Source organism: Kitasatospora sp. NPDC054939 (assembly GCF_053610105.1).
Window position 1 is genome coordinate 14394 of sequence record NZ_JBSGXP010000093.1, and the last position, 19468, is coordinate 33861.

The 19468-nt window shown below is 75.5% G+C and carries 16 protein-coding genes; 11 read left to right on the plus strand and 5 right to left on the minus strand.

Features of this window, described 5'->3' with window-relative positions:
- Window positions 1-19: 19 nt before the first annotated feature.
- A complete protein-coding gene (locus ACWGB8_RS24530; RefSeq protein WP_452215726.1) occupies window positions 20-1168 on the plus strand; it encodes a peptidoglycan recognition protein family protein in 1149 nt (382 codons plus the stop codon).
- Window positions 1169-1179: 11 nt separating this feature from the next.
- Here the strand turns inward: ACWGB8_RS24530 and ACWGB8_RS24535 are convergent, their stop codons facing one another.
- Entirely contained in the window at window positions 1180-1671 is a 492-nt protein-coding gene (locus ACWGB8_RS24535) for an SgcJ/EcaC family oxidoreductase (RefSeq protein ID WP_452215727.1), read from the minus strand.
- Between the two features lie 68 nt (window positions 1672-1739).
- On the opposite strand from ACWGB8_RS24535, the gene ACWGB8_RS24540 reads away from it, so the two are divergent.
- Entirely contained in the window at window positions 1740-2657 is a 918-nt protein-coding gene (locus ACWGB8_RS24540) for a DNA-3-methyladenine glycosylase family protein (RefSeq protein ID WP_452215728.1), read from the plus strand.
- Window positions 2658-2663: 6 nt separating this feature from the next.
- On the opposite strand, the gene ACWGB8_RS24545 is transcribed toward ACWGB8_RS24540, so the two are convergent.
- Genes ACWGB8_RS24545 through ACWGB8_RS24555 form a run of 3 tightly spaced genes read right to left on the minus strand, consistent with a single transcriptional unit; the run spans window position 2664 to window position 5639 of the window.
- The gene (locus ACWGB8_RS24545) at window positions 2664-3956 is read right to left on the minus strand and encodes a coenzyme F420-0:L-glutamate ligase (RefSeq protein WP_452215729.1); all 1293 of its coding nucleotides are present in this window, start codon (window positions 3954-3956) and stop codon (window positions 2664-2666) included.
- Window positions 3953-4951: a 2-phospho-L-lactate transferase gene (cofD, locus tag ACWGB8_RS24550; protein WP_452215730.1), complete on the minus strand. Its 999-nt coding sequence runs from the start codon at window positions 4949-4951 to the stop codon at window positions 3953-3955. The genes ACWGB8_RS24545 and cofD overlap by 4 nt, the downstream gene beginning before the upstream one ends.
- 40 nt (window positions 4952-4991) lie before the next feature.
- Window positions 4992-5639, minus strand: a complete 648-nt coding sequence (locus tag ACWGB8_RS24555; protein WP_452215731.1) for a cysteine dioxygenase — start codon at window positions 5637-5639, stop codon at window positions 4992-4994.
- Between the two features lie 622 nt (window positions 5640-6261).
- Here ACWGB8_RS24555 and ACWGB8_RS24560 point away from each other — a divergent pair.
- The 3 genes from ACWGB8_RS24560 to ACWGB8_RS24570 all read left to right on the plus strand — a co-directional run bounded on the left by ACWGB8_RS24560 (window position 6262) and on the right by ACWGB8_RS24570 (window position 12288).
- Window positions 6262-6534, plus strand: a complete 273-nt coding sequence (locus ACWGB8_RS24560) for a WhiB family transcriptional regulator (RefSeq protein ID WP_238862849.1) — start codon at window positions 6262-6264, stop codon at window positions 6532-6534.
- Window positions 6535-6756: 222 nt separating this feature from the next.
- Window positions 6757-10575 (plus strand): glycosyltransferase, encoded by a 3819-nt coding sequence (locus tag ACWGB8_RS24565; RefSeq protein WP_452215732.1) that lies wholly within the window; start codon window positions 6757-6759, stop codon window positions 10573-10575.
- Between the two features lie 6 nt (window positions 10576-10581).
- Window positions 10582-12288, plus strand: a complete 1707-nt coding sequence (locus ACWGB8_RS24570) for a DUF5719 family protein (protein WP_452215733.1) — start codon at window positions 10582-10584, stop codon at window positions 12286-12288.
- 77 nt (window positions 12289-12365) lie between these two features.
- Here ACWGB8_RS24570 and ACWGB8_RS24575 read toward each other — a convergent pair whose 3' ends face one another.
- On the minus strand, window positions 12366-12815 hold the full coding sequence (locus tag ACWGB8_RS24575) for a metallopeptidase family protein (protein ID WP_452215734.1): 450 nt from the start codon (window positions 12813-12815) through the stop codon (window positions 12366-12368).
- Between the two features lie 162 nt (window positions 12816-12977).
- On the opposite strand from ACWGB8_RS24575, the gene ACWGB8_RS24580 reads away from it, so the two are divergent.
- The 6 genes from ACWGB8_RS24580 (at window position 12978) to ahcY (ending at window position 19424) form a co-directional block, all read left to right on the plus strand.
- Window positions 12978-13343: a DUF3499 domain-containing protein gene (locus ACWGB8_RS24580; protein WP_452215735.1), complete on the plus strand. Its 366-nt coding sequence runs from the start codon at window positions 12978-12980 to the stop codon at window positions 13341-13343.
- Window positions 13344-13481: 138 nt separating this feature from the next.
- Window positions 13482-14864 carry a phosphomannomutase/phosphoglucomutase gene (locus ACWGB8_RS24585; RefSeq protein WP_452215736.1) on the plus strand — a complete coding sequence of 461 codons (1383 nt, stop codon included), beginning with the start codon at window positions 13482-13484 and terminating at the stop codon, window positions 14862-14864.
- 139 nt (window positions 14865-15003) lie between these two features.
- The gene (locus ACWGB8_RS24590; protein ID WP_452215737.1) at window positions 15004-15192 is read left to right on the plus strand and encodes a Trm112 family protein; all 189 of its coding nucleotides are present in this window, start codon (window positions 15004-15006) and stop codon (window positions 15190-15192) included.
- Between the two features lie 53 nt (window positions 15193-15245).
- Window positions 15246-16481 (plus strand): SIS domain-containing protein, encoded by a 1236-nt coding sequence (locus tag ACWGB8_RS24595; protein WP_452215738.1) that lies wholly within the window; start codon window positions 15246-15248, stop codon window positions 16479-16481.
- Between the two features lie 199 nt (window positions 16482-16680).
- Complete coding sequence (locus tag ACWGB8_RS24600) at window positions 16681-17655, plus strand: cation diffusion facilitator family transporter (RefSeq protein ID WP_452215739.1); 975 nt, start codon at window positions 16681-16683, stop codon at window positions 17653-17655.
- Window positions 17656-17975: 320 nt separating this feature from the next.
- On the plus strand, window positions 17976-19424 hold the full coding sequence (ahcY, locus tag ACWGB8_RS24605) for an adenosylhomocysteinase (RefSeq protein WP_452215740.1): 1449 nt from the start codon (window positions 17976-17978) through the stop codon (window positions 19422-19424).
- The last annotated feature ends 44 nt before the right edge of the window (window positions 19425-19468 follow it).

Genomic DNA, 19468 nt, shown 5'->3' on the forward strand with positions numbered 1-19468 from the left:
TGCGGTGAATATCCCGATTATGCGTATCTCACTTCCCGCGGTCGCCGCCGTCGCCGGCTGCACCGCCCTGCTGCTCCTGCCGTCCTCCTCCGCCGCGGCCGAACCGACCCCCCGCTCCCGCACCTCGGCCGGGGGCGGCTCCGTCACCTCGCTGCCGCTGGCCGGCCCCGGACTGGCCCCCCGCACCACCCGGCCGTTCGCCCTCGTCGGGGTCAGCTGGGACGACCCCGCGCACTCGCTCGACCACGCCACCGTCCGCGTCCGGGTGCGCAGTACGGCCACCGGGCGGTGGAGCGACTGGCACCGGCTGGAGACCGACGCCGACGGACCCGACGCGGCCGGTGCCGACGGCGGACGCGGCGCCCGCGGCTCCACCGCCCCGCTCTGGACCGGCCCCAGCGACGGCGTGGCGGTCGAGGTGCTGCCCGGCCGCGGCGGACTGCCCCGGGGGCTGCGGGTCGAGCTGGTCGACCCCGGGCAGGGGGCACCCGCCGACTCCCCGCGGGTGCTGCCCTCCGAGGGCCCGACCGTCCGGCAGCCCGGCCGGCGGGCCGACGACCACTCCGCGCCCCGGCCCGGCATCGTCACCCGGGCCGGCTGGGGCGCCGACGAGTCCTTGCGCGAACCGGGCTTCGTCTACACCGGGAACGTCCGCGCGGTGTTCGTCCACCACACCGCCACCGCCACCCAGTACGCCTGCTCCGACGCCCCCCAGGTGATCCGGGCGATCTACCAGTACCACGTACAGAGCAACGGCTGGCGGGACATCGGCTACAACTTCCTGGTCGACCGCTGCGGCACGATCTACGAGGGCCGGGCCGGCGGCGTCGCGCAGCCCGTCCTCGGCGCGCACACCCTCGGCTTCAACACCGACTCGGCGGGCGTCGCCGCGCTCGGCACCTTCACCGGCGACGCCCCGCCGCAGGAGCTGGTCGACGGCCTCGGGAAGATCGCCGCCTGGAAGCTCGGCCTCACCGGCCAGGACGCCGCCGGACGGACCGACCTGGTCTCCGCCTCCGACGCCAGCCTGCACCCCAAGGGCAGCAAGGTCTCCTTCGCCGCCGTCTCCGGCCACCGGGACGCCGTCAACACCGACTGCCCCGGTGCCCGGCTCTACGAGCGCCTGGGCGACGTCCGCACCCTCGCGGCCCGGCTGCAGGGCCGCTAGAGGGCGGAGGCCTACAGCGGCCCCGGGCCGCGGGCGACCAGCTCGCCCAGCTCCGCGGTCAGCGCCCGGCCCAGGTCGGGCCGCAGGTCGTACCCGGCCGGGGTGGTCTGCAGCAGGGCGATCCGCCAGCCGGCGCCCGCGTTGACGGCGGTCATGGTCTGGACGGCGTTCAGCGCGGGGTCCAGCTGCTCGCTGTCGTCCGGCACCATGCCCGCGACGGCGTCCAGCTGCGCCACCCCGGGCCCGAGCGCCCGCACCCGGCGCACCTTGGCCACGTACTCGGGGGTGCTGTGCTCGGCGAAGATCCGGCCCACCTCGGCGGCGATCGCCGAGCGGCCCCGGTAGTGGCTCCCGTCGAAGCCGATCATCTCGCCGTCCAGCGCGAACGGTCCGGCGAAGGCCGAGCCGTCGCGCAGGTTCCAGCCGTCCAGTGCCCGGTGGTAGAGGGCGCACACCGCGTTCTCGTCCCCGTGGGACAGCTCCGGCAGCCGCGTATCGTTCATATCCCCATGGTCCGCGAAGGCGGCCCGGGCGGACAGCGGAGCACGGACGGGTACGGGAGGCGGTGGCGGTGGCGGCCGAGGCGGTGCGGAGCTGGCGGCCCGGCTACCCGCTGGACGTGGCCCGCACCCTGCTGCCGCTGCGCCGCGGCCCGGGCGACCCGGCGTACCGGACCACCGGCGACGGCGCGGTCTGGCGCGCCTCCCGCACCCCGGCCGGCCCCGGCACGCTGCGGGTGCTGGCCCGCCCGGCGGAGGGCGTGGTGGAGGCGGCGGCCTGGGGCCCGGGCGCGGAGTGGCTGCTGGACCGGCTGCCGGTGCTGTTCGGCGCCGAGGACGACCCGGCCGCCCTGGTGCTTCCGCCGGGCCCGCTGCGGGACGCCCAGCGCAGCACCGCCGGGGTCCGGCTGGTGCGCACCGGGCTGGTGCTGGAGTCGCTGGTGCCGGCCGTGCTGGAGCAGAAGGTCACCACGGCCGAGGCGTACCGCTCCTGGCGGACCCTGCTGCAGGACTTCGGCACCCCGGCGCCCGGACCGGCCGAGGGCATGCGGGTGGCGCCCTCGGCCCGGGCCTGGGCGCTGGTGCCGAGCTGGGAGTGGCACCGGGCGGGCGTCGACCCGCGGCGGTCGGCCGTGGTGCAGCGGGCGGTCCGGCTGGCGGCCCGGCTGGAGGAGGCGTCGGCGATGGGGCACGCCGAGTCGTTCGCCCGGCTGACCGGCGTGCCGGGCATCGGGGTCTGGACGGCGGCGGAGACCCTGCAGCGCTCCAACGGGGATCCGGACGCCGTCTCGGTCGGCGACTACCACCTGCCGAACACGGTCGGCTGGGCGCTCGCCGGCCGGGCGCGCAGCGACGACGCCCAGATGCTGGAGCTGCTGGAGCCGTACCGGCCGCACCGGTACCGGGTCTGCCGGCTGCTGCTGGCCGCCGGGGCCCGGGCGCCGCGGTACGGCCCCCGGCTCACCCCCAACGACCACCGCCGGCGCTAGGGCCGTCTAGCGGACCACCACGTACGGGTCGGCCGGGCGCTCGGGGCGCGGGCGCGGTGCCCCGGCGGGCCGGCCGACGGCGACGGCGCCCATCGGGTCCCAGTCGGCCGGGAGGTCGAGGGCGGTGCGGACGGTGTCGCGGCAGAACATCGTCGAGGAGACCCAGGCGGAGCCGTAGCCCTCGCCGGTGAGCGCGACCAGCAGGTTCTGCACGGCGGCGCCGACGGCGACGGTGAACATCTCGCGCTCGGCGGCGGCCCGCCGGGCGTCCGGGTAGCTGTGCGAGCCGTCCATGACCAGGCAGGGGACGACCAGGTAGGGGGCGTCCCGCAGGACCTGGCCGCGGGCGGTGCGGCGGGCGGTCCTGGCCTCGTCCCAGCCGTCGAGCTCGCGCAGGTCCCGCTGCCAGGCGGCGAGCATGGCGTCCAGCAGGCGGGTGCGGGTCTCCGGCGCCTCCAGCAGGACGAACCGCCAGGGCGTGGTGTGGTGCGGGGCCGGGGCGGTCACCGCGGCGGCGACCGCGCGGCGGACGGCGCCCGGGTCGACCGGCTCGGCGGTGAAGCTGCGGACGGTGCGCCGCAGGGTGACGGCCTGCCGCAGCGCCTCCGAGGTGCCGAGGCGGAACATGTCGTCGGCGGCGGGCCGTACCAGCGGCCGGGCGCCGGGGCCGTCCTCGGTGGTGACCAGGTGGCCGAGGCCGCGGACGACGGCGACCGGGGTGCCGGTGGCCTTGCCCTTGACCAGGTCTCCGGCGGCGGCCAGTTCGTCCGCGGTGGCGGTGACGGTGAGGGCCAGCTCGTTGCCGTGGGTGTCGCGGCGGCCCCGGTGGTCCTCCAGGACGGCGAGCCCGGCGGCGCCGATCGCGACGTCGGTGAGCCCGTTGCGCCAGGGCCGGCCGAAGGTGTCGGTGACCAGGACGGCGAGCCGGCGCCCGGTGAGCTGCTGGAGGCGGGCGCGCAGCGCACGGGCGGAGGCGTCCGGGTCCTCGGGCAGCAGCAGGACGGTGCCCGGCCCGGTGTTCGAGGCGTCGACCCCGGCGGCGGCCATCACCAGGCCGTTGCGGTTCTCGACGATCCGGATCGTCCCGCGCCGGGCGACCACCCGGACGGTCTCGGCGTCGATCGCGGCCTCCCGGTCGGCGGCCCGCAGCACCCGGCCCTCGGCCTTGGAGACGACCTTCGAGGTGACCAGCAGGATGTCGCCGTCCTCGTACGTCCCGGACTTGGCGATCAGCTCGGCGAGGTCGGAGTCGGCGCCGATCTCGGGCAGCCCCGGGACCGGCAGGATGCTCAGCGTCACGCGCGCACCTGCTCGGCGAGGTCGAGGGCGGCGCGGGCCATCGCGGCGGTGGCCTCGACGTCGGTCATCAGCAGCGGGACGGCCCGGCAGGCGATCCCGGCGGCCTCGACGGCGGCGACCGCGTCCGCGTCGGCGGTGTCGACCAGCCAGCCGTCCAGCAGGCCCTCCGGCCGCCCGCCGGAGCCGCCGCGCGACGCCGGCCTGCTGCCGTAGTCGAGGGCGACCGCCGCGGCGGTGGCCTCGACGCCGACCGCGGCGAGCACCTTGTCGGCCATGCCCCGGACGGGGGCGCCGCCGATGATCGGGGAGAGGCCGACCACCGGGGCGTCCGCGGCGGCCAGGGCGGCCCGGATGCCGGGGACGGCGAGGATGGTGCCGATCGAGACGACCGGGTTGGACGGCGGGAAGAGGATCACGTCGGCCGCCGCGATCGCCTCCAGCACGCCGGGGGCGGGCTTGGCGGTGTCCGCGCCGACCGGCACGATCGCCTCGGCGTCGACCTCGGCGTGCAGCCGGACCCAGTACTCCTGGAAGTGGATCGCCCGGGTGCCGTCCGCGTCGGTGATCCGGACGTGGGTCTCCACCCGGTCGTCGCTCATCGGCAGCAGCCGCACGCCCGGCTGCCAGCGGACGCAGAGCGCCTCGGTGACCTGGCTGAGGGTGTAGCCGGCGGTCAGCATCTGGCTGCGGACGAGGTGGGTGGCGAAGTCGCGGTCGCCCAGCCCGAACCACTCGGGGCCGACGCCGTACTCCTTCATCTCCGCCTTGATCGACCAGGTCTCGTCGGTCCGGCCCCAGCCCTGCTCCTCGTGGATCCCGCCGCCCAGGGTGTACATGACGGTGTCGAGGTCGGGGCAGACCTTGAGTCCGTAGAGGTGGATGTCGTCCCCGGTGTTGCCGATGACGGTGATCTCGTCCTGGGGGCCGACGGCCGCCTTGAGTCCGCGCAGGAAGCGCGCTCCGCCGATGCCGCCTGCCAGTGCCACGATGCGCATGTGCCCATCCTGCCACGGGCCGACGGCACGTCAGCGGGGCTCAGCGGGCGTCGGCCTGCGCCTGCGGGTGCTGCTCGGGGACGACGGCGGCGCCGCCGTACTGGTTCATCTCGGTCAGGCCGGGGGTGTAGAGGTGGATGGAGACCGCGGGCTCCAGCGCGCCGTTGACCACCTCGTGGAGGTACCCGGAGGAGAAGACCCTCCCCCAGCCTCCGGCCGGGGGGACCCCCACGCCGCTCGGGCGCAGCACCCGAACGACTTCGCCCGTGTGCGTGAGCGAGCGCTCGACGAGCTCGCCCTGGACGACGGTCATGACGCCGGAGGAGGCGCCGTGGTCGTGGAAGCCGCTGCTCTGGCCGGGCAGCCAGCTGAGCAGCCAGACCTCGTAGCCGGGGCCGGTCTCCAGCCGGGCGTACCAGCGGGTCAGTGCGTCGTAGCGGACCAGCGGCTCCCAGCGGGCGCGGTCGGCGGCGATCTCGCGCACCAGCCGGGCGTACCCGGCGACGGTGGTGGGGTGGGCGGGCAGGTCGGTGCGGGCCAGGTGCGGGAAGGCGAGCGGGTCGCCGGCGATGGAGACGTCGCTCAGGCCGTCGGCCCAGCGGCGGTCGGGCGTGCGGGGGGCGGCGGCGAGCCGGCGGGCGGCCTTGGCGCGGTCGCGGTTGCGCTTGCGGATGCGGGTCATGCGCACGGGTTCGTCCTCGGAGTACGGCTGGTTCGTCAGGGATCAGCCGGATCCGGGATGTCCTGGGGCGGGAGATCGCGGGCGGCCTCTGGTGTCCTGGGCGGCGCGCGGTGGGACGCGGGCGCCTAGATACAGGAGGAACAGAGGCGACAACAGCGCGAGGAGTTCACGGCACGGCGGAGCGCGGAACCGCTCCGGGGGCTGGCGAACTCTGACATAGGGGCAAGGAGACCGCACGCGGGGGTGCAGTGTCAAACCGGACGATGGGGCATTCGGGGGAGTTCGGGCGGGAAGTACCGGATGGGGTGATAAATCACGCTCTAGGTTTCGATGGGAAGATCGCCGGGAAGGCAGCCCGATGACCGTCCTGTCACGGTGACTGCGGGTCAGTCGGCGGGTGGTTGCGGATGGTTCCGTGGCTTCCGGCGAGATCCGGGCGATTCGTCCGAGATGTCCGGATATGTACACTATTCGTAACGGCTTGGTGCCAGGGAGTGAATCCCGGCCCCAATACCAGAGCTCGGCTTGACTGAGCCAGAGTGACGCAACTGTAATTTCACTCGTGTCGTCGGCCGCACCGGCAACGGCAACCACGGGGACGCCAAGAGGGGCAGAGGAGGCGCGCCACATGAGCGAGCTCTTTGAGCTGTTGATCGGTGACGGCATCGAGGAGGACGAAGAGGAACTCGGCTGGCAGGAGCGCGCGCTGTGCGCCCAGACCGACCCCGAGTCCTTCTTCCCCGAGAAGGGCGGCTCCACCCGCGAGGCCAAGAAGGTCTGCCTCGCCTGCGAGGTCCGCTCCGAGTGCCTGGAGTACGCCCTCGCCAACGACGAGCGGTTCGGCATCTGGGGCGGCCTCTCCGAGCGCGAACGCCGCCGGCTCAAGAAGAGCGCGGTCTGACCCCGACCGGCCCCCCGGCCCCCGCGACCGCGGTGACGGCCGGGGCAGTGGCAGCGATACAGCGGTAACGGCGCCTCACCGGACGGTGGGGCGCTTTCTCGCGCCCGGTGCCTGGTGGGAGGGCACCGCGGACACCGGCGCCATCCGGAGCCGTTAGTGTGGTGCGCCATCCGGTTGCCGTTCACCGGCTGTGTCCACCGAGAACTGGGGCCCGCGCACTCGATGACCGTCTACAGCCACCAGAGCGGCTACTCAGCTGCCAGGCCGCCCGCCTATCCCCGCCACCTGGTCACCGCCGTGATCGTCTCGCACGACGGCGCCCGCTGGCTGCCGCAGGCCCTCGCCGGCCTGCTCGGCCAGGACCGGCCGGTCCAGCGGGTGCTCGCCGTCGACACCGGCTCCACCGACGCCTCCCCGCAGCTGCTCGCCGACACCCTCGCCGACTGGCTGCCCGAGAGCGGCCCGCTGGTGCTCGGCCGCCGCGCCGGCTTCGGCACCGCCGTCGGCGAGGCCGTCTTCAACAGCCCGCCGCTGCGCCCCGAGGACCTGCCCTACCGGCTCGACCCCTCCGGCTACGACCCCGTCACCGGCGGCTGGGACGACTTCGGCGACCCGCTCGGCGAGGAGGACGACCTCGGCCGCAGCGGCCCCCGCGAGACCCGGCCGGTCGAATGGCTCTGGCTGCTGCACGACGACTGCGAGCCGCAGACCGACGCGCTGCGCCGCCTCCTCCAGGTCGCCGACTCCACCCCCAGCGCCGCCGTCGTCGGCCCCAAGCTGCGCAGCTGGTACGACCGCCGGCAGCTGCTCGAAGTCGGCGTCACCATCGCCCGCTCCGGACGCCGTTGGACCGGCCTCGACCGCCGCGAGCAGGACCAGGGCCAGCACGACCAGGTCCGCCCGGTGCTCGCCGTCTCCACCGCCGGCATGCTGGTGCGCCGCGACGTCTTCGAGGAACTCGGCGGCTTCGACCGGGCCCTGCCGCTGATGCGCGACGACACCGACTTCTGCTGGCGGGTCAACGCCGCCGGCCACCGCGTGGTGGTCGCCCCCGACGCCGTGCTGCGGCACGCCGAGGCGGCCAGCCGCGAGCGCCGCGCCATCGACTGCGGCGCCTCCCACCCGCACCGGGTCGACAAGGCCGGCGCCGTCTACACGCTGCTCGCCAACTCCAAGGGCGCGCTCTTCCCGTACGTCCTGCTGCGCCTGGTGCTCGGCACCCTGCTGCGGGTCGTCACCAACCTGCTCGGCAAGGACCCCAAGCAGGCCTTCGACGAGATCGCCGGCCTCGGCCACGAACTCGTCCGGCTGCCCCGGCTGCTGGCCGCCCGCAAACGCCGCGCCCGCACCCGGGCCGCCGACGCGCTCGACGACCGCACGCTCTTCCCCGCACCCGGCGCCACCGCCCGGCTCGCCGTCGAGGGCGTCATCGGCTCCCTCGGCATCGGCGGCGGGGACGACTCCGGCGCCGGCCGGCACGGCTCCGCCGAGGCCGGCGGCGACGAGGACGCCGAGGACCTCGTGGTCGAGCAGTTCGCGCTGCTGAAGAAGCTCGCCCGGCGCCCCGCGCCGGTGCTCTTCGCCGCCGTGCTGGTGTTCGCGCTGGTCGCCTGCCGCGGACTGTTCGGCGCCGGCAGCCTGTTCGGCGGGGCGCTGCTGCCCGCCGCCGAGGGCGCCGGCGGCCTCTGGGCCCTGTACGCGGACCCCTGGCACCCCGTCGGCACCGGCTCCACCTCCGCCGCACCGCCCTACCTCGCGGTGCTCTCGGTGCTCTCCTGGATCCTCTTCGACCACGCCGACCTCGCGGTCACCCTGCTGGTCGTCCTCTCCGTCCCGCTCGCCGCCGTCAGCGCCTACCTGGTCTCCCGGCCGCTGCTGGACTCCAAGCTGGTCCGCGCCTGGGCCGCCGCCACGTACGCGCTGCTGCCCGCCGCCACCGGCGCGCTCGCCCAGGGCCGGATCGGCACCGCCGTCCTCGCCGTGCTGCTGCCGCCGCTGGCCCGCGCCGCCGCGATCACCGCCGGCCTCGGCATCCGCGACGAGTCCGCCGCCAAGGGCGCCCGCCCCGGCTGGCGCTCCGCCTGGATGACCGTCCTGCTGCTCACCCTGGCCACCGCCTTCGTGCCGCTGGCCTGGGCCCTCGCCGTACCGCTCTGCCTGGCCGCGCTGGTCGCCGCCGTCGTGCGGGGCGGCGCGTTCGGCTCCGGCGCGGAGGCGCTGCGCCTGCTCGGCCTACGCGTCCTGGTGATCCTCGCGGTGCCCGTCCTGGTGCTCGCCCCGTGGTCGCTGCAGGTCCTCGCGCACCCCTCGCGGCTGCTGCTGGAGGCCGGCCTGCCCGGGCTGCACGGCTCCGCCGCCACCCCGCTCGGCCTGCTCCTGGTCAACCCCGGCGGCGCCGGGGTGCCGCCGGTCTGGCTCTCGGCGGGCGTGGTGCTCGCCGCCCTGGCCGCCCTGCTGCGCGCCGACCGCCGCCGCGCGGTGCTCGCCGCCTGGGGCGCCGCCGGGGCCGGCATGGTCTTCGCCGTCGCGGTGGCCGGCACCACCGTCACCCCCGCCTCCGGCGGCCCGGCCGTCCCCGCGTGGTCCGGCCCGGCCACCCTGCTGGCCGGCATCGCACTGCTGGCCGCCGCCGCGATCGGCGCCGACGGCGCCGGCGTCCGCGTGGCGGGCATCGCCTTCGGCTGGCGCCAGCCGGTCGCCGCCCTCGTGGTGGCCGCCGCGGTGCTCGCCCCGCTGGGCACCGGCGTCTGGTGGGCCGCCACCGGAGCCGACGGCCCGCTGCAGCGCGGCAACGCCGCGCAGGTCCCCGCGTTCATCGCGGAGGAGGCCGGTACCACCGACCGCTCCCGCACCCTCGTCATCACCGGCGAGGCGGACGGCTCCTCCGTCCACTACACGCTGGTCCGCGGCGCCGGGCTGGCGCTCGGCGAGGCCGAAGCCACCGTCGACCCGGCCACCGGCACCGTCGAGGGCCTGGACCGGATGGTCGGCCGCCTGCTCGCCGGCTCCGGCGCCGACCAGGCGGACGCGCTCTCCGGCTACGGCGTCGCCTACGTCCTGGTCGACCAGCCGCTGGCCGGCAAGGTCCGCGAGGTGCTGGACACCACCCCGGGCCTGGCCAAGGCCAACCAGGACGGCCGCGGCGCGCTCTGGCAGGTCACCGGCGCCGCCGCCACCCGCGCCGTGATCACCACCCCGGGCGCCCGCCCGACCGCGGTGCCCTCCGGCGAGCGCGACCTCGCCACCACGATCGAGGGCGGCCCCGAGGGCCGGGTGCTGCGCCTGGCCGAGGCCGCCGCCCCCGAGTGGAAGGCCGCCCTGAACGGCACCGCGCTGGAGCCGGTCACCGTCGACGGCTGGGCGCAGGGCTTCAAGCTGCCCGCCGGCGGCGGCAAGCTGACCGTCACCCGCGAGGGCAGCCTGCTGCACACCGGCTGGATCTGGGCCCAGCTGCTGCTCGGCCTGACCGTCCTGGTGCTGGCCCTGCCCGGCCGCCGCAACCACAATGACGACGACCTGCCCGAGGAGGTGGTCGCCGCCGCCGCGCTGGCCGCCGCCGCCCAGGCCCAGGCGCCCGTCCCCGGCAGCCGCCGGGCCCGCCGGATGGCCGAACGCGGCGAGGGCGGCGAGCCCGGCGCCGACGAGGCCGGCATCTACGCCGGGGCCGTCCCCGCCCAGCCGTCCGGCGAACCGCTGGAGGCCGTCCGGGCCGCCGACGCCGTCCAGCAGGCCGAGCCGTACGCCGACCCCTACCAGGGCTACCAGCAGGCCGACCCGTACAGCTACGACCCGTACGCCGCCCAGCAGCCGGTCGGCGCCCCGTACGGCGGCCACGGCCACCCGGCCGACGGCTACCCGCAGCAGGGCCACCCGCAGGGCGGCTACGAGCAGCATGGCTACCCGCAGGACCAGCCGTACGGCTACGAGCAGTACCCCGAGCAGCAGCCCTGGGTGCCGGGGCAGCCGCAGGACGGGCCGTACTACGGCCCCGACGGCCAGGACGCCCCCGGCCGGTACCCGCACCACGGATCGGGGAGCTGACCCGCGATGAAGAAGCCCGCCTTCACCAAGCCGAAGCTGTCGCGCCCGTCCCGGTCCGGCTCCGCACCGTCGGGGTCCGGCCCGGCCGGCGCCACCGGCGGCTCGGGCGGCACGAGGACCACCCAGTCGCTGCTGGCCGCCGCCGCCGTGCTGGCCGTGGTGTTCGGGGTCGCCGAACTGCGCCCGCCGGCCGGTGCGGCCGACCGGGGGAGCGGCCGCGCCGCGACCACCACGCAGGTCGAGCGGACCTCCGCGGTCTGCCCGCAGCCGCTGCAGGGCCTCACCGGTTCGACCAGCCTGACCGCCTTCAGCCCGGTCGGCACCGCGGGCGCGGAGGGCGCGAAGGACGCCGGCGCCGGCTGGCTCAGTGATGCCGCGGCCCCCGCCGTCGCGCCGACCGCCGCCCCCACCGCCGCACCCGCGCCGACGGCCACCGCCGCACCCGCCCCGACCGGCAGCGCCGCGCCCTCGGCCGCACCCGCCGCCGGCGCCCCCGCGACCGCGCCCTCCGACGCCCGGCTGGTGCTGACCAAGCCCGGCACCCCCGCCGTCGCCCCGGCCGCCAACGGCGACGCCGCCCCCGGCACCGGCGCGACCGCCACCGGCGCGTACGCCCCCGGCTTCACCGTCACCCAGACCACCACCGTCACCGAGCAGCGCGGCCTGGGCCTGTCCGGCATCACCTGCACCGCCGCCGGCACCGGCTTCTGGTTCGCCGGCGCCAGCACGGCCGGCGACCGCAACGACTACCTCAGCCTGGTCAACACCGAGGCCACCGCGGCCGTCGTCGACATCAAGCTGTACGGCGAGAAGGGCCTGATCGAGAGCGACGCCGCCAACGGCATCACGGTCGCCCCCGGCAGCTCGCAGTCCGTGCTGCTGCCGACCATCAGCAAGGGCCAGGTCGCCGACCTCGCGGTGCAGGTGGTCGCCCGCAGCGGCCGGATCGGTGCCGCCCTGCACGCCGCCGACGGCAACAAGGGCGCCGACTGGCTGCCCGCCACCGCCCCGGCCCCCGTCCAGGTGCTGCCCGGCCTGCCCGCCGACACCGCCTCGGCCCGGCTGGTGGTCTGGGCGCCGGCCGAGGACGACGCCGACCTGAAGATCCAGCTCTCCGGCAAGAACGGCTGGTTCACCCCGGCCGGGAACGAGTCCATCCACGTCAAGGCCGGCATGGTCGCCGCCGTGGACCTCGGGAAGATCACCCGCGAGGAGGTGGCCGGCCTGCGGCTCTCCCCGAGCGACGAGAAGCACGCCACCCCCGTGGTGGCCGGCCTGCGGATCGACCGCACCGGCCCGAACGGGAAGTCCGACGCCGCCTGGCTCGCCGGGACCGCCCCCGTCGGCGCCCGGGCCACCGTCGCGGACAACCGCGGCGGCGGCGCGTCCACCCTCTTCCTCACCTCCACCGGCGAGGCCGCCACCGTCCGGGTGACCTCCTCCGCCGGCAGCAACGGCGGCACCCCCGCGAGCAAGGAGGTGCAGCTCCCGGCCGGCGGCACCGTCGCCCTGCCCGCCCCGGAGCCCGCCGGGCTGAACGGCTCCTTCGCGCTCACCGTGGAGACCGTCTCCGGCGGCCCGGTCGTGGCGGCCCGGATGCTCGCGCTGCCCGCCAAGGACGTGCCGATGTTCACCGTGCAGTCGGTGCGCGACGACCGCAGCTCCGTCGAGGTGCCGCACGCCGCACCCGACCCCGGCGTCGTCCAGCGCTGACCGGCGTCGTCCTGCGCCGACCGCGCAGCGCGAAGGGGCGGCACCCGGCCGGGTGCCGCCCCTTCGCGCACCGCGCGTCAGTCCTCGTCGTACCGGGGGTCGATGGCGTCCGGCGAGAGCCCCAGCAGCTCCGCCACCTGCTCGATCAGGATCTCGTGCACCAGCGCCGCGCGGTCCTCCCGCGACTTCGCCCGGATCTCCACCGGCCGCCGGTACACCACGATCTGGCTCTTGCGCCCCTGTCGGCCCGGCGACACCCGGCCCAGCGGAACGCCGTCGCCGTCCGCCGCGTCCGGCTCGTGCAGCGGCACCTCCTGGACGGCGAACTCCACCTCGATCAGCTGCGGCCAGCGCCGCTCCAGCCGCTCCACCGACTCGCGTACGTAGTCGTCGAACAACTCGGAGCGGCTGAGCGAGATCGGCACCTGCGGCGGCGCCAACGGGCCGCGCAGACCCCGTCCGTGCCGGTCGCGGTGGCGGCGCCGGCGTGAAGGTCCCGTCGATGACTGCGGTGCGGAGCTGTCCATATCACTGCCGAGCGTAGTCCTTGGCGGCCGGGAAGTGGACCACCCCCGCACCCGATCGCCGGGAGCGGGAGCGCACGCACGGGCGCGCACGGCGCGACACGGCACACCCGGCGACGACGCGGTCTTCGCGCCCCGGCGGGGAGTGCTGTACCGTCCACCCTCGTGAGCTCTGTACGTCGTTGTTCGCGGACCGCGTGCGGCCGACCGGCCGTCGCGACGCTGACGTACGTCTACGCGGACTCCACCGCCGTCCTCGGCCCGCTCGCCACCTACGCCGAGCCGCACTGCTACGACCTGTGCGCCGAGCACGCCGAGCGCCTCACCGCCCCGCGCGGCTGGGAGGTCGTCCGCCTCGCCGCCGAGGTCGGGCCGCTGCGCCGCAGCAGCGACGATCTGGAGGCCCTCGCCAACGCCGTCCGCGAGGCCGCCCGCCCGCAGACCCCCCGTCAGGGCCGCGCCCCCGAGGGCGAATCCACCGAGGCGGGCCGCCGCGGCCACCTCCGGGTGCTGCGCTCGCCCGACAACTGAGCAATCCGCCGCTCCGGCCGTTCCCCGGCTCCCGGTACGCTGCCCCCCTGTCGGGTGACCGAACGGTGCCGTACTCCGACATATCGTGACCAGGGGCGATCAGCCCGACGATCAGACAGAGACCAGGGTGGAACCGCAGTGCGCGACCTGAAGCAGCTCGTGAAGGCGTACGACGTCCGGGGCGTCGTGCCGGACCAGTGGGACGAGAGCCTCGCCCGGGCCTTCGGCGCCGCGTTCGTCACGGTCACCGGGGCGTCCGCGATCGTCGTCGGCCACGACATGCGCCCCTCCTCGCCGTCGCTGAGCCGCGCCTTCGCCGAGGGCGCGGCCGCGTACGGTGCCGACGTCGTCGAGATCGGGCTCTGCTCGACCGACCAGCTCTACTACGCCAGCGGCAGCCTCGACCTGCCCGGCGCGATGTTCACCGCCAGCCACAACCCGGCCCAGTACAACGGCATCAAGCTCTGCCGGGCCGGCGCCGCCCCGGTCGGCCAGGACACCGGCCTCGCCGAGATCCGCGAGCTGGTCGAGGGCTGGACCGCCGAGGACGACACCGTGACCGTCCCCGCGGTCGACGTGAAGCCCGGCGCCCTCTCCACCCGCGAGACCCTGCGCGGCTACGCCGACCACCTGCTCGGCCTGGTCGACCTCACCGCGATCCGCCCGCTCAAGGTCGTCGTCGACGCCGGCAACGGCATGGGCGGCCACACCGTGCCCACCGTCTTCGACGGCCTGCCGCTCGACCTCGTCCCGATGTACTTCGAGCTGGACGGCACCTTCCCCAACCACGAGGCCAACCCGCTCGACCCGGCCAACCTCGTCGACCTGCAGGCGAAGGTCCGCGAGACCGGCGCCGACCTCGGCCTGGCCTTCGACGGCGACGCCGACCGCTGCTTCGTCATCGACGAGCGCGGCGAGCCGGTCTCCCCGTCCGCGATCACCGCCCTGGTCGCCGCCCGCGAGATCGCCCGCGCCCGGGCCGCCGGCGAGGCCGAGCCGACGATCATCCACAACCTGATCACCTCCTGGACCGTCCCCGAGGTGGTCCGCGAGCTCGGCGCCACCCCCGTCCGCACCCGGGTCGGCCACTCCTTCATCAAGCAGGAGATGGCCGTCACCGACGCCGTCTTCGGCGGCGAGCACTCCGCGCACTACTACTTCCGCGACTTCTGGCGCGCCGACACCGGCATGCTCGCCGCCCTGCACGTCCTCGCCGCCCTCGGCGGGCAGGACGCCACCCTCTCCGCCCTCACCGCCGAGTACGACCGCTACGCCGCCTCCGGCGAGATCAACAGCACCGTCGCCGACCAGGCCGGGCGCTCCGCCGCGGTCAGGGCCGCCTACGCCGTCGAGGGCACCGCCGTCGACGAGCTGGACGGCCTCACCGTCGCCGGCCCCGACTGGTGGTTCAACCTGCGCGCCTCCAACACCGAGCCGCTGCTGCGCCTCAACGTCGAGGCCAAGGACCCGGCGCGGATGGCCGAGCTGCGCGACGGCGTCCTCGCCATCGTCCGCGCCTGACACCCGTCGGGCCCAGCGCCCGACACCGTCGCGCCCCGCGGCCCGCGCCCGACGCGAGCCGCCCGCTGCCCCGGCCGGTAGTGTTACCACCGGCCGGGGCACCGCCGTGCCCACCCACCGACTTGGAGCCCGACACCCCATGAAGCTGGAAGCCTTCCTGCTGGAGATCCTGGTCTGCCCCCAGTGCCGGGCCGCGCTCACCGAGGCCGGCACCGAGGACGCCCCCGAGCTGGTCTGCACCGGTACGGACTGCGGCCTGGCCTACCCGGTCCGCGACGGCATTCCGGTCCTGCTGGTGGACGAGGCCCGCCGCCCGGCCCGATCCTGAGGGAACCCGCCCCCCGTCGGCCGCTCCACACCCCTCAGCCGGAGGCCCGCCGCATGCTCGACGACACCCTGCTCGACGACCCGGCCGCCCTCCAGCGCGCCGACCGGGACCGCGCCCTGCTCGCCCTGGCCGGAGCCGGCGCCCGGGTCCGCACCGCGCTGCGGCTCGCCGACGAGGCCGTCTCCGGGCTGCGCCCCGAGGGCCGGCCGCGCGCCGTCCTGGTCGCCGGCCACGGCAGCGTCCTGACGGCCGGCGGCTTCCTCGCCGCCCTCGCCGGCACCGGCAGCCTGGTCACCCCGCTGGCGCCGGTCGACGCCGCACCCGTCCCGCGCACCGACCGCGGCGCGGCCCCCGCCTTCGCCGCCGGCCTCGGCTGGCAGCTGCCCGGCTGGGCCGGACCGCTCGACCTGCTCGCGATCGGCTCCGTCGACGGGGACGAGCAGGGCCTGATCTCGCTCGCCGAGCAGGGCTACGCCCGCGGCTGCCCCATCGTGGTGACCGCCCCCGCCGGCAGCCGGCTCGCCGAGGCCGCACTGCAGGTCCGCGCGCTGCCCCTGCCGTACGTGCCGTCCAGCCTCCCGGACGCCGAACAGCCCCGGCTCGACCGGCCCGCCGAACCCGACCTGCCCGCCGAGGACCCGGCCGCCCTCTGGGCGCACCTCACCCCGCTGCTGGCCCTCGCCGAGCGGCTCGGCATCACCCAGCTCCCCGCCGGATCCCTGCTCGCCGTCGCCGACCTGCTGGACGAGAGCGCCGTCCGCTGCCGGCCCGACGCCGCCGCGTACACCAACCCCGCCAAGGGCCTGGCCGCCCGGCTGGCCGGCACCGTGCCGCTGCTCTGGGCCGAGGGAGCGGTGGCCGGCGCCGCGGTGCAGCGCTTCGCCGCCCAGCTCGCCGACCGGGCCGGCCGGCCCGCGCTCGCCGGACCGCTGCCGCAGGCCCTGATCGAGCACCGCGGCATGTTCACAGGCCAGCTCGGGGGCGGGGCCGACCCCGACGACTTCTTCCGCGACCGCGTCGAGGAGCCCGACCCGCTCCACCTCCAGGTGCTGCTGCTGCGCCACACCCCCGGCCGCCCCGGCGAGGGGGAGGGGCCTGTCGAGGTCCCCGCCGACGACGACGCCCCGCGCAGCTTCGGCGTCGGCCGCGCCCACCGGCTGGCCGCCGCGCACGAGGTCCGGCTCACCGAGTACGCCACCGCCCGGCCCGATCCGCTGCACGCGCTCGCCGACCTGGTGGCGCTGACCGACTTCGCCGCCGTCTACCTCGGGCTCGCCGCGCAGGGCTGATCGCGCAGGGCTGATCGCACAGGGCTGACCGTGCAGGGCGCCCGCCCTCACGCCGGGTCCCCGGGGCCGGCCCGCCCGGGTGCGGGCGGCGGCGGGGCACGGACCGCGGGCCGGGGCCGCGCGGCGGCCGGTACGGTATGCGCTCGACAGCACAGCGCGGGCCGCACCACCGGCCCCGACGGAGGGACCACCCCGAGACATGAGCACCGAAGGCGGTACCAAGGCCCTGGTCGCGGCCCTGACGGCGAATCTGGGCATCGCCGTCAGCAAGTTCGTGGCCTTCGCGTTCTCCGGCTCCTCGTCGATGCTCGCGGAGGGCGTCCACTCGGTGGCCGACTCGGGCAACCAGGTGCTGCTGCTGGTCGGCGGCAAGCGCGCGCAGCGCACCGCCACCCCCGAGCACCCCTTCGGGTACGGGCGCGAGCGCTACATCTACGCCTTCCTGGTGTCGATCGTGCTGTTCAGCGTCGGCGGCATGTTCGCCGTCTACGAGGGCTACGAGAAGATCGCCCACCCGCACGAGCTGGACAACTGGTACTGGCCGGTCGGCGTGCTCGTCCTCGCCATCGGACTGGAGACCTGGTCGTTCTTCACCGCCTTCCGCGAGGCCTCCAAGGACAAGGGCCGGCACGGCTGGTCCGCGTACATCCGCCGCGCCAAGGCGCCCGAGCTGCCCGTCGTCCTGCTGGAGGACGCCGGCGCGCTGATCGGCCTGGTGCTCGCGCTGTTCGGCGTCGGCCTGACCGTGATCACCGGGGACGCCGTCTGGGACGGCATCGGCACCCTCTGCATCGGCGTGCTGCTGATCCTCATCGCGCTGGTGCTGGCCGTGGAGACCAAGTCGCTGCTGATCGGCGAGTCCGCCCACCGGGAGGTGGTGGCCGAGATCCGCGACGCCCTGGTCGACCACGACACCGTCACCGCCGTCATCCACATGCGGACCATGCACCTCGGCCCGGAGGAGCTGCTGGTCGCCGCCAAGATCGGCGTCAACGCGGAGGACACCGCCGACCGGGTGGCGCAGGCCATCGACGCCGCCGAGGCCCGGGTCCGCCGGGCCGTCCCGATCGCCCGCGCCATCTACCTGGAACCGGACATCTACAGCGCCGAGAAGGCCGCCGCGGGCGACGACCCGGCCGCCACCCCGGGCGGCACCGGCCCCGCCGCGCACTGACCGTTCGGACCCCCTCCCGACCGCCCCGGCGCCGACCGGAAATGGGCCGTGACCGCCCCCGCCCCGGGGCCGCCGGTGTAGATTCGTCTGGCAGAGCCAAACGTCGCTGCTGATGGCGGTCGATCGGCGCACCCGTCCCGGCGGGCCGCGCGCCGGTCGAGGGAGAGAGGTCCTCCGACGGTTTGTGCCGTGCAGCAGGGTGCCTGCCCCGAACCGGGGCCGGGTCGCCCAGGCGTCGCCGCGCACCCGTGCGGCCGTGCCGTGCTGCGCGCACACCCGGACCTCGGCCGTGCCCCACCCCATCAGCGAGGAGCAGACGCATGTCGAACGACATCACCGGTGACTTCAAGGTCGCCGACCTTTCCCTGGCGCCGTTCGGGCGCAAGGAGATCCAGCTGGCCGAGCACGAGATGCCCGGCCTGATGGCGATCCGCGCCGAGTACGCCGCCTCCCAGCCGCTCGCCGGCGCCCGCATCACCGGCTCGCTGCACATGACCGTGCAGACCGCCGTGCTGATCGAGACCCTGACGGCCCTCGGTGCCGAGGTCCGCTGGTGCTCCTGCAACATCTTCTCCACCCAGGACCACGCCGCCGCCGCCATCGCGGTCGGCCCCGAGGGCACCCCGGAGGACCCGAAGGGCGTCCCGGTGTTCGCCTGGAAGGGCGAGACGCTGGAGGAGTACTGGTGGTGCACCGAGCAGGCGCTGACCTGGCCCGACGGCAAGACCCCGAACATGATCCTGGACGACGGCGGTGACGCCACCCTCCTGATCCACAAGGGCGTCGAGTTCGAGAAGGCTGGCTCCGCCCCGGACCCGTCCACCGCGGACAACGACGAGTTCCGCATCATCCTGGAGCTGCTCAACCGCACGCTCGGGGAGACCCCGAACAAGTGGACCGAGGTCGCCGCCACCATCAAGGGCGTCACCGAGGAGACCACCACCGGCGTCCACCGCCTGTACGAGATGCACCGCGACGGCCAGCTGCTGTTCCCGGCCATCAACGTCAACGACTCGGTCACCAAGTCGAAGTTCGACAACAAGTACGGCTGCCGCCACTCGCTGATCGACGGCATCAACCGCGCCACCGACGTCCTGATCGGCGGCAAGGTCGCGGTCGTCTGCGGCTACGGCGACGTCGGCAAGGGCTGCGCCGAGTCGCTCCGCGGCCAGGGCGCCCGCGTCATCGTCACCGAGATCGACCCGATCTGCGCCCTGCAGGCGGCGATGGACGGCTACCAGGTCACCACCCTGGACGAGGTCGTGGAGACCGCCGACATCTTCATCACCACGACCGGCAACAAGGACATCATCATGGCCTCCCACATGGCCCGGATGAAGCACCAGGCCATCGTGGGCAACATCGGCCACTTCGACAACGAGATCGACATGGCCGGCCTGGCGCAGCTCCCCGGCGTCGTGAAGACCGAGGTCAAGCCGCAGGTCCACGAGTGGCGCAAGGCCGACGGCCGCACCATCATCGTCCTCTCCGAGGGCCGCCTGCTGAACCTGGGCAACGCGACCGGCCACCCGTCGTTCGTGATGTCCAACTCCTTCGCGAACCAGACCATCGCGCAGATCGAGCTGTTCACCAAGACCGAGCAGTACCCGATCGGCGTCTACGTGCTGCCGAAGCACCTGGACGAGAAGGTCGCCCGCCTCCACCTGGACGCGCTGGGCGTCAAGCTCACCACGCTGTCCCAGGACCAGGCCGACTACATCGGCGTCCCGGTCGACGGCCCGTACAAGTCGGACCAGTACCGCTACTGATCCGACGCACCGGCCGCAGGGCCGGCGCGAGCACACCGGAGGCC